Origin of the sequence: Kitasatospora sp. NPDC059812, from assembly GCF_042732075.1 — a bacterium.
Classification (GTDB): domain Bacteria; phylum Actinomycetota; class Actinomycetes; order Streptomycetales; family Streptomycetaceae; genus Kitasatospora.
This window is the reverse complement of record NZ_JBHWIO010000045.1, coordinates 1-9,508: the sequence shown is the minus strand read 5'-3', so window position 1 is coordinate 9,508 and position 9,508 is coordinate 1. Positions and strand designations below refer to the sequence as shown.

10 protein-coding genes are annotated in these 9,508 nt (G+C 76.6%); 3 read left to right on the top strand and 7 right to left on the bottom strand.

Annotated elements, in window-relative coordinates; translation table 11 throughout:
- From ACFV6D_RS22290 to ACFV6D_RS22265, 6 genes are all read right to left on the bottom strand, one after another.
- The coding region (locus ACFV6D_RS22290; RefSeq protein ID WP_380560903.1) for a DeoR/GlpR family DNA-binding transcription regulator at positions 1–501 on the bottom strand (501 nt) is incomplete at its 3' end.
- A 102-nt stretch (positions 502–603) separates the two neighbouring features.
- Positions 604–1,491: an SAM-dependent methyltransferase gene (locus tag ACFV6D_RS22285; RefSeq protein WP_380560902.1), complete on the bottom strand. Its 888-nt coding sequence runs from the start codon at positions 1,489–1,491 to the stop codon at positions 604–606.
- Positions 1,492–1,698: 207 nt separating this feature from the next.
- Complete coding sequence (locus tag ACFV6D_RS22280) at positions 1,699–2,232, bottom strand: EF-hand domain-containing protein (protein WP_380560901.1); 534 nt, start codon at positions 2,230–2,232, stop codon at positions 1,699–1,701.
- Positions 2,233–2,427: 195 nt separating this feature from the next.
- Complete coding sequence (locus ACFV6D_RS22275) at positions 2,428–3,186, bottom strand: FAD:protein FMN transferase (RefSeq protein WP_380560916.1); 759 nt, start codon at positions 3,184–3,186, stop codon at positions 2,428–2,430.
- A gap of 30 nt (positions 3,187–3,216) precedes the next feature.
- Positions 3,217–3,759, bottom strand: coding sequence for an FMN-binding protein (locus ACFV6D_RS22270; protein WP_380560900.1), 543 nt, complete (start codon positions 3,757–3,759; stop codon positions 3,217–3,219).
- 78 nt (positions 3,760–3,837) lie between these two features.
- Positions 3,838–5,193 carry a ferric reductase-like transmembrane domain-containing protein gene (locus tag ACFV6D_RS22265; protein ID WP_380560899.1) on the bottom strand — a complete coding sequence of 452 codons (1,356 nt, stop codon included), beginning with the start codon at positions 5,191–5,193 and terminating at the stop codon, positions 3,838–3,840.
- 230 nt (positions 5,194–5,423) lie between these two features.
- On the opposite strand from ACFV6D_RS22265, the gene ACFV6D_RS22260 reads away from it, so the two are divergent.
- Positions 5,424–6,152 carry a response regulator transcription factor gene (locus ACFV6D_RS22260; RefSeq protein ID WP_063350464.1) on the top strand — a complete coding sequence of 243 codons (729 nt, stop codon included), beginning with the start codon at positions 5,424–5,426 and terminating at the stop codon, positions 6,150–6,152.
- Between the two features lie 26 nt (positions 6,153–6,178).
- Entirely contained in the window at positions 6,179–7,651 is a 1,473-nt protein-coding gene (locus ACFV6D_RS22255; protein WP_380560915.1) for a sensor histidine kinase, read from the top strand.
- Here ACFV6D_RS22255 and ACFV6D_RS22250 read toward each other — a convergent pair.
- Entirely contained in the window at positions 7,629–8,651 is a 1,023-nt protein-coding gene (locus ACFV6D_RS22250) for a GlxA family transcriptional regulator (protein ID WP_380560898.1), read from the bottom strand. The two genes, ACFV6D_RS22255 and ACFV6D_RS22250, sit on opposite strands and share 23 nt — an antisense overlap.
- 166 nt (positions 8,652–8,817) lie before the next feature.
- Here ACFV6D_RS22250 and ACFV6D_RS22245 point away from each other — a divergent pair, with 166 nt between their 5' ends.
- Positions 8,818–9,408: an isochorismatase family protein gene (locus ACFV6D_RS22245; protein WP_063350466.1), complete on the top strand. Its 591-nt coding sequence runs from the start codon at positions 8,818–8,820 to the stop codon at positions 9,406–9,408.
- Positions 9,409–9,508: the final 100 nt, after the last annotated feature.

Genomic DNA, 9,508 nt, shown 5'->3' with positions numbered 1-9,508 from the left:
TTCTTTTATACCCCCCCGCCCCCCCCCGGGGGGGCGCCCCCCCCCCCCCCCCCGCCCCCCCGGGCCCCCCCCCCCCCCCCCCCCCACCACCAGGCGGACGTCCGGCCGGACGATGAGGTCCGCCGCGATGTTGACCGCGTTGGTCACGATGGTGATCCCGCCGCGCTCGGCCAGCACCCGGGCCAGCTCGCTCGTCGTCGTGCCGCCCGTCAGGCCCACCACGGCGCCGTCCGGCACCAGCCGGTCGGCCGCCAGCGCTATCCGCCGCTTCTCGGCCTGCCGCGTCCCGTGCTTGTGGCGCAGCGGCAGTTCGAGGTTGACGGCACCGGTGACCGCCCCGCCACGGGTGCGGTGCAGCAGGCCCTGCTCGTGCAGTTCCTGGAGGTCCCGGCGGACGGTGGCCGGTGACACCTGGAGGAGACCGGCCAGCTCGTGCACATCGGCGCTGCCCGCCTCGGTGATGTGGGCGAGGATCCGGGCGGTACGGTCGGCTTTGAGCATGGCCGAAGTCTAGGGCGTGTCCGTTGGATCACGCCGGGCCCGTGGAGCGGCGGACTGTGCGCAGAACCGCGCAAGCCGGCCGGGCGGCCCGGAGCGGGGGCGTCACCGGGTGGCGAAGACCCAGCGGTCGGCGGCGAAGGCGTCGTGGGGTTCGGGCCGGGGGCCGCGGCCGTAGTGGCGGGTGAAGTCGAACGGGGTGTGGACGGTGGTGGACCAGCCGCGCGCGGTGAGATCGGCGGTGGTGTCGGGGCGGGGCCCGGCGTCGAACAGGGCGAGCAGGTCGACGCCGAGCCGCTCGCGGGCGGTCGTGTAGACGGGGTTGTCGCGGACCGCCGCGGACTCCGGTCCGAGCCTGGCCTCGTACGCCAAGGTGCTGCCGGCGGCGCCGAGTCGGTCGACGGCGGCCGCGAGCCGCTGTTCGGCGGCGGCGGGCAGATAGGGCAGCAGGCCCTCGGCGAGCCAGGCGGTCGGCTCGGCGGGCTGGAAGCCGGCCGCGGTGAGGGTATCGGCCCAGTCGCCGCGCAGGTCGGCGGCCACCGGTACGCGGCGCGCCGCCGGCCGGGCGTCGACCTGGTCGAGGACGCGCTGTTTGAACGCGAGGACCTCGGGCCGGTCGACCTCGAAGACGGCGAGGTCGGCGGGCCAGTCGAGCCGGAAGGCCCGGGTGTCCAGGCCGGCGCCGAGCAGGACCACCTGGCGGACGCCCAGGTGGGCGGACCACAGCAGCTGGTCGTCCAACGCCCTCGTCCGCAGGGCGAAGTAGCGGCCGAGCCGACCCCAGAGCGGATCGGCCTCGCCGTCCGGGACGTCCCGGGGGTGGACCGGCCAGTGCGCGGAGGACCGGGCGGCGCGCACGAAGTGCTCGGCGTGGGCGTCCCGGGCGAGGGCGTCGGGGCGGTGGGTCTCGATCGCGCGGGCGGCGGCGACCATCAGGGCGGTCGGTCCGACGCCCTCGTCGACGCCGGCACGGGGGCGGGCGGCGGTGGCCATGGTCCCTCCTGGTGTTCGGACTTCGGGAAGCCGCGACCAGGTCCTGTCCGGCAGGATCGGCCGGACAGGCTGGACGGCGGACCGGTCGTGGGTGGTGGCGCGGGCGCCGTGGGCCCGGTGCGTGAAGCGCGGGGCGGCGCCGCCGGGCAGGCGCGGGGCGGCGCCGTCGTCGCTGAGCCGATCCGGGGCGGGCGCGCCCCGGGGAGATCAGGCGGCCGGTTGGCCCACCAGCAGGTCGCCGGGGATGCCAGCCTTGTCCGGGGCGTAGTAGTCGCGGATCCCGGCGGCCCAGACGGCCACCGTGATGCGGTCCTCGGGGGTGGGGCCGAAGGCGTCGAAGAGGGCGTGGATGTTGGCGTGCTCGAAGCCGATCGCGGTCATCAGCGCCACGAACAGCGGACGCTCGATCAGGCCGTCGCCGTCCGGGTCGCCGAGCGCGGCCAGGGCGTCGGCGAACTCGCCGGCGGTGGGGCCGAAGCGCTCGGGCGAGAGGACGAAGCCGCCGAACTCCTCGCGGCTGATCACGCCGTCGCCATTGGTGTCCAACTCGTCGGCCAGGGTGGTCCAGTAGCGCCGGAAGGCGGCGCGGATCGCGGCCTTCGCGGCCTCGTCCGAATCGGCGGCGGCCGCGACCACGCGGGCCGTCATCAGGTTGAAGTCGTCGACCTCGACGACGCCGTTGCGGTTGGCGTCGAACAGGGAGAAGACGAGGTCGATCCGCCGGGTGGCCTCGGTGGGCATGTGTCGCTACCTCTTTCCGTGGGTTCACGCGTGTCCGTGGGTCCACGCGTTCCGGTGGGACCGGATGGTGTGCGTCCGATCGGTCTCCCCACTATCGGCCACCCGGGTCGAGGCGGATGAGTCATGATCGAGTTCTTCACCTGATGGAGTGAACTATCAGCGTTCGAACGCCAGTTGGCGCGCAAACGGCCCTGTTCAGGCCGCCGGGGCGGCCGGCCGCCAGTCGGCGGGGCCGGCGGGCGGGAGGTGCCGGGGCAGGCCGGGTGTCCAGCGCTTGGTCCCGTCGGGCAGGACGGCGAGGGCCTCGGCACCGGGCTGCCGGGAGGCCCAGGCGAGCGCGCGGTCGGGGCCCATCGCGAAGGCGGCGGTGGCCCAGGCGTCGGTGCGGGCGATCCCGGTGCCGGGGGCGCCGACCAGGGTCAGCGAGGCGAGGCCGGACGCCGGCCGGCCGGTGTGCGGATCGAGGATGTGCGCGCCGCGCTCGGCGGTGCCGGAGGTGGCCACCGCGAGGTCGTCGCCGCCCAGCACGGCGGCCAGCGCGCCCGGCCGCAGCGGGTGGGCGACCCCGATCCGCCACGGGCCGCCGGCGGTCTGCACGTCCCCGCCGCCGCTGACGCAGTACTGCCGGGCCCCGGCGGCGGCCAGCAGCCCGGCCGCCTCCTCGACCGCCCACCCCTTGACCCAGCCGCTCGGGTCGAGCCGGCCGCCGGGCCGCTCGGTGAAGAAGCCGTCGGTCTGCGCGGCGACCTCGCGGCAGGCCGCCAGGACGACGCGGACCTGCGGATCGCAGTCGGCGAGGGCGAGTTCGCCCCGGTCGAGGCGGCTGATGTCGCTGTCCGGCCGGTAGGGCGAGAACACCGCGTCGATCCGGTGCAGCCGGTCGGCGATCCGGCGGAGCGCGGCGGGCGTGTCCGGGCCGGGATCGCGGACGGCGATCGAGAAGACGGTGCCCATGACGGGTTCGGCGTGGCGGAGCACCGCGCCTCACCGCCCGGCGCGGTCGAGCGCGCTCTGCAGGGAGCGGACGTAGCCGTCGCTGGTGAAGGTCGCGCCGCTGACCACGTCGATCCCGGCGCTCTGTGCGGCGATCGCCTCCTGGTTGAGCAGGGGCAGCGCGGAGCTGTTGATCTCGCGGTCCCGGCGGTCCTCGGTGGGGTACTTGACGACGTCGACGGTGGTGATCCGGCTGCCGGCGAGGGTGACCTCGACCTGGACGGGGCCGTAGCGGGTGTTCACGGCGTCGCCGGTGACCTTCCGGGTGCCGCCGGCGCCGGCCGCGGCACCGGCGGCCGGTGCGCTGGGAGAGCCCGACGGCCCAGCGGTGGCGTCGGAGGCCCCGGCGGCGGTACCGGACGAACCCGTGGCGCCGGACGAACCCGCGCCGCCTGACGAGCCTGCGGTACCGGACGAGCCCGTGCCGCCGGAGCTGATCACCGGCGCGGGCCCGGCGGCCCCGTGCGGTTTGAGGGAGAGCAGCAGGACGACTCCGGCCGCGGTGGCGGCACTGGTGACGACGGCTCGGCGCATGGGCGGGGCTCCTCGGGGGTGTGGCGGAGGTGGCGTTGTGACGGGTCTCGGCAGGTCCGGCAGGCTCGGCGAGCGGGCTCAGAAGTCGAAGGACTCCCGGTGGATGCGCCCCGCCCGCACCCCGGCGGCCCGCAGCGAACGGACGGCCTCCTCGGCCAGCGCGTCCGGCCCGCACAGGTAGACCTCGTGCTCGGCGAGGTCGGGGACGAGCCGGGCGAGCGCGCGGCCGAGGTCGCCGATCCGCGCCCGCGGGCCGACCAGTTCGTGCACCGCGGCGCCCCGCCGCCGGGCCACCTCCGCCAGCTCGGCCCGGAACAGCACGTCCTCCGGGCGCCCGGCCCGCTGGACCAGGGTCAGCTCGCCCGGCAGCGTCTCGAACAGCGCCCGCAGCGGGGTGATCCCCACCCCCGCCCCGAGCAGCAGCACCCGGCGCCGCCGTTGCAGCCGCCCGGTGAACGCCCCGTACGGGCCCTCGGCGCGCACCGGGGTGCCCGGGCGCAGCGCGGCCACCGCGGCGCTGTGCCCGCCGAGGTCCTTGACGGTGAAGCGCAGGAAGTCCGGGCGCGGCGGCGCGGACAGCGAGTACGGGTTGGCGGCCCACCGCAGGCCGGGCGCCTGGAACTGGAGACGGAAGAACTGGCCCGGCTCGGCCCGGAGTTCGTCCAGCCGCCGACCGGTCAGGAACAGCGACACCACGCCCGGCCCCTCCCGCCGCACCTCCGCCACCCGCAGCCGGTGCCGGCGGTCGAGCAGCCAGGGCCGGGCCAGCCGGTACCAGCCCAGCAGGGCGGCGGTGCCGAGGTAGAGCGCGTACCAGGCGGCGCGGGCCGGGCCGTCGCCGAGGTCGGCGCCGGTGGCCAGCTGGTGGCCGAAGGCGAGCGCCACCGCGAGGTAGGTGGCCAGGTGCAGGTAGTACCAGGCCTCGTACGGGAGGCGGCGCCGGGCGGCCCGGGCGGAGACGGCGCCGGTGCCCAGCATCAGCAGGGTGCCCAGCGCGGCCTTGAGCATCTCGGGGTAGTGGAGGACGATCTCCACGCCCTCGCCGAACAGGCCGCGCCCGTCCGTCAGCGCGTATCCCCAGACGACCGACAGCACGTGCACCGTCACCACGGCGACCAGCCAGCGCCCGCCGAACGCGTGCCAGCGGGCCAGCCGGTCGGCGCCGACCCCGCGCTCCACCGGCGGCAGCCGGGCCATCAGCAGGAGCAGCACCGGCGCCGCGTACCCGGCGAGCAGGCCGGTGATCCGGCCCGCCCCGGTCAGCCAGCCGGCCGCCCCGGCGACCGCAGGGGTGTCGGACCACCACAGCGCGAGGACGCCGAGCGCCCCGGCGCCGATCAGGCCCAGCACCGCGGCCGGCCGGACGGCGGCCGGGCGGCGCGGGGCCGCCCGGCGGGAGCGGGCGGCGGGTCTCGGCGGGGCGGCGGTGGCCATCGGGGATCCTCCTTCGGGCCCGGCGGGCGAGCACCGCCGGGGCGCACCACGATCGCACCGCAACCTCTGAGCCGGCTCTGAACCGGTGCCGCCGCCCCCGTCGCCCCCGGCGGTGTCGCCGCAGGTCAGGGCGGGTGGAGCGGGTTCTGCGGGCGACTGCCGGTCTCAGGGCTTTCTCATCGCGATGGGCCAGGATGACGGCGGCCGACCGCCTGCACCCAGGGAGCACCATGGACGACACCGCCGAGCGGGGCGCCGACCGGCAGGACTGGCGGGTCCTGGTCGTCGACGACGAACCGGACCTGGTGGAGGTGGTCTGCGGCGCGGTCCGCTACGAGGGCTGGCAGGCACGGGGCGAGACCACCGGTCTGGCCGCCGTCCGGGCGGCGGCGCACTGGCGCCCGGACGCCGTGGTGCTCGACATGATGCTCCCCGACCTCGACGGCATGGAGGTGCTGCGCCGCATCCACGCCGAGCGGCCCGAGGTGCGGGTGCTCTTCCTCACCGCCCGGGACGCCGTCGAGGACCGGATCGCGGGCATCGCGGCGGGCGGCGACGACTACGTGACCAAGCCGTTCAGCCTGGCCGAGGTGGTGGTCCGGCTGCGCGGGCTGCTGCGCCGGGCCGCCCCACCGGGGGCCGCGGGGCAGCCGCCCGCACACGCCCTGGTGCTCGGCGACCTCGTCCTCGACGAGCGCGCCCGCGAGGTCACCCGGGCCGGTGAGGTGGTCGACCTCAGCCCGACCGAGTACGCGCTGCTCGCCCACCTGATGCACCACCCGCGGCAGGTGCTCAGCAAGGCGCAGATCCTGGACGCCGTCTGGTCGTACGACTTCGGCGGGCAGGCGCACGTCGTCGAGCTGTACATCAGCTATCTGCGCAAGAAGCTGGACGCGGGCCGGACGCCGATGATCCACACGGTGCGCGGCGCCGGCTACCTGATCAAGGCGGCCCCGTGACCGGCGGCCCCACGACGGGCAGCCCCATCACGGGCGCCGCCAGGGCCCGCCGCCGGGCCGCCCGGCTGGTGCCGCGGACGCTGCGGGCCCGGCTGATCGCCGGCCTGCTGGTGCTGCTGGTGGTGACCTGCGCCGCGGTCGGCCTCGCCACCACGGCGGCGCTGCGCCACTTCCTGGTGGACCGCCTGGACCAGCAGCTCGCCGACGCCGGCGGGCGCTACGCCGCCAGCCTGGAGCACGCCGGCCAGGGCGGCGGCACCGACACCCGGGCGCAGACCCCCGGCACCCTGGGCGCCCGGCTGCTGGACGGCCGGGTCACCGCGGCGGGCGTGGTCGACGGGGACGCCGACGACGCCAACGGCCCCAGCGCCGACGACCAGCTGGTGTTCTCGCCGGCCGAGCAGCGGGCCCTCGCCGCCCTGCCGGTCGGCGGGCCGGCCCGCACCGTCGACCTGGGCCGCACGCAGGGCCACTACCGGGTGCGCGCGGTGGCCGGCCGGGACGGCGACGTGCTGGTCAGCGGACTGCCGCTGCGCCCGGCCGAGGACACCGTGGACCGGCTGGCGACCCTGGAGCTGACCGTCTTCGCGATCGCCGTCGCCGGGGCGGGGGCGGCCGGGGCGGTCTGGGTCGGCTGGTCGTTGCGTCCGCTGCGGCGGGTGGTGGGCACGGCCGAGCGGGTGGCCGCGCTGCCGCTCGCCAGCGGCGCCGTCACGCTGGCCGAACGCGTCCCGGACGACGATCCGCGGACGGAGGTCGGCCGGGTCGGCGCTGCGCTCAACCGGATGCTCGGGCACGTGGGCGACGCGCTGGCCCGCCGGCACGCGGTGGAGGAGCGGCTGCGGGCGTTCGCGGCCGACGCCAGCCACGAGCTGCGCACCCCCGTGGCGGCGGTCCGCGGCCACGCCGAACTCGCGCTGCGCCACCCGGGCGCGGTGCCCGGGCCGGTCCGGCACTCGCTGGAGCGGATCGACGCGGAGGCGGTGCGGATGGGCGCGATCGTCGAGGACCTGCTGCTGCTCGCCCGGCTGGACGCCGGCCGGCCGCTGGCCGACGCGGAGGTCGACCTGACCCGGATCGCGCTGAACGCGGTGGCCGACGCCCGGGCGGCCGGGCCCGGGCACCGCTGGCGCCTGGCGCTGCCCGAGGAGCCGGTGCTGGTGCGCGGGGACGCGGACCGGCTCAGCCAGGTGGTGGTCAACCTGCTGGCGAACGCCCGGACCCACACCCCGCCCGGCACCGAGGTCGAGCTGAGCCTGGAGCCGGCCGGGGCGGAGGTGCGGCTGGCCGTCGCCGACGACGGCCCGGGGATCGCGCCGGAGCTGGCGGGCCGGATGTTCGAGCGGTTCGTCCGGGGGGACCGCGCCCGCTCGCGCTCGACCGGGTCGACGGGGCTCGGCCTGTCGATCGTGCGGGCGGTGGTCCGGGCGCACGGCGGCACGGTGGACGCGGCGAGCCGGCCGGGGCGCACCGTGTTCACCGTCCGGCTGCCGCTCTGACCGGGGGCGCGGGCGTGGTGGTGCGGAAGCGGTGGCGGTACTCGGTCGGGGTGGTGTCGAGCCGGCGGCGGAAGGCCCGGACCAGGGTGTCGGTGGTGCCGAACCCGCAGTCGGCGGCGACGCGTTCGAGCGTGGCATCGCTGGATTCGAGCTGGTGGCGGGCGAGTTCGACCCGGGCCGACTCGATGTAGGCGCTGGGTGTGGTGCCCAGTTCGGTCTTGAAGATCCGGGTCAACTGCCGTTCGCTGACGTGGGCGTGGGTGGCGAGGTCGGGGACGGTGAGCCGGCCGGTGAGGTTGCGCAGGACGTGGTGGCGCAGCTCCTCGACCCGCCGGGTGGTGGAGACGGGTTCCAGCGGGACGCTGAACTGGCTCTGGCCGCTGGGGCGTTTGAGGTACATCACGAGCTGGCGGGCGACCCTCAGTGCGAGCTCCTCGCCGAAGTCCTCGGCGACCAGGGCGAGGGAGAGGTCGAGGCAGGCGCTGATGCCCGCGCCGGTCCAGACGTCGCCCTCGCGGATGAAGATCGGGTCGGCGTCCACCTCGATCTCCGGGTACTCGGCGGCCAGTTGTGCGGCGGTCGACCAGTGGGTGGTGGCGCGCTTGCCGTCGAGGAGCCCGGCGGCGGCGAGCAGGTGCGCGCCGACGCAGACCGAGGCGATGCGGCGCGAGCGCCCGGCGAGGGCGCGCACCCAGTCGACCACGGCCGGGTCGGTGCGCGGGTGGACCAGACGCTGGCCGTCCACCTCGACGGCGCCGGGCACCAGCAGGGTGTCGATGGCGCTCGCGGCGGCCTCGTCGAAGGTGAGGTCGGGCAGGATCCGCACGCCGGCGGCGGTGGTGACCGGGTCCGTGGTCGCGGCGGCGAGGACGACGCGGTAGCCGGTCGCGTCGTCGGTCTCCCGCCGGACGAGGGAGAACACCTCGGGCGGTCCGGTGACGTCGAGCAGGTCGACGCCCTCGAACAGGACGATGACGATCAGTCGTTGTACGGCGCCCACGGCCCCACCTGCGCTCTCTTCGTGCTCTCTCGATGTCGGAATCTGCAGGTTAGACGGCATTGCCGACATCCGGTGGCCGGTCGTAGCGTTCCAGGGGCCGGGCCGCTGCGGCCGTCGCAGCCGCCGCCCGCCCTTACCCGTGTACCGAACCGAAGGTGGTCCCCTCATGCCCACGACGACCCTGCGCGCCCTGAACGGCCTCGACGAGACGCCCGCCACGCTCGCCGCGTCCACGCTGATCCTGATCGACTACCAGAACACCTACGTGCGCGGCGTGATGGAGCTGGAGGGCTGGCGGGAGGCGCTCGACGCGGCCGCTGCCCTGCTCGCCCGGGCGCGCGCGGCGGGTGCCACGGTCATCCACGTGATCAACGACGGCGGCGCGGGCACCCCGTACGACGTCCGTGCCGAGATCGGGCAGATCCACCCCGCCGTGGCGCCGGCCGAGGGCGAGGCCGTGGTCGTCAAGCAGGCCCCGGACGCCTTCGTCGGCACCGGCCTGGGCGCCCTGCTCGACGAGGCCGGCCACCAGGACGTGGTGGTCGCCGGCTTCATGACCCACATGTGCGTGGCCTTCACCACCGCGGGCGCCTTCCTGCGCGGCAACCGGCCGACCGTCGTCGCCGACGCCTGCGCGACCCGCCCGCTCGCCTCGGCGGGCACCCGGGTGACCGCCGCCCAGCTGCACCGCAGCGCCCTGGCGACGATCGGCGACCTGTACGGCGTGGTCGTGGAGTCCCAGGCCGCGCTGAGCTGAACCGTTCCCGTCGGGGGGCCGCCCCGCCGCCCGGGCCCCCCCCGCCCCCCGGCCGGGGGGGTGCGCCGCCCCCCGACACACCCCCCCCCCCCCCCCCCCC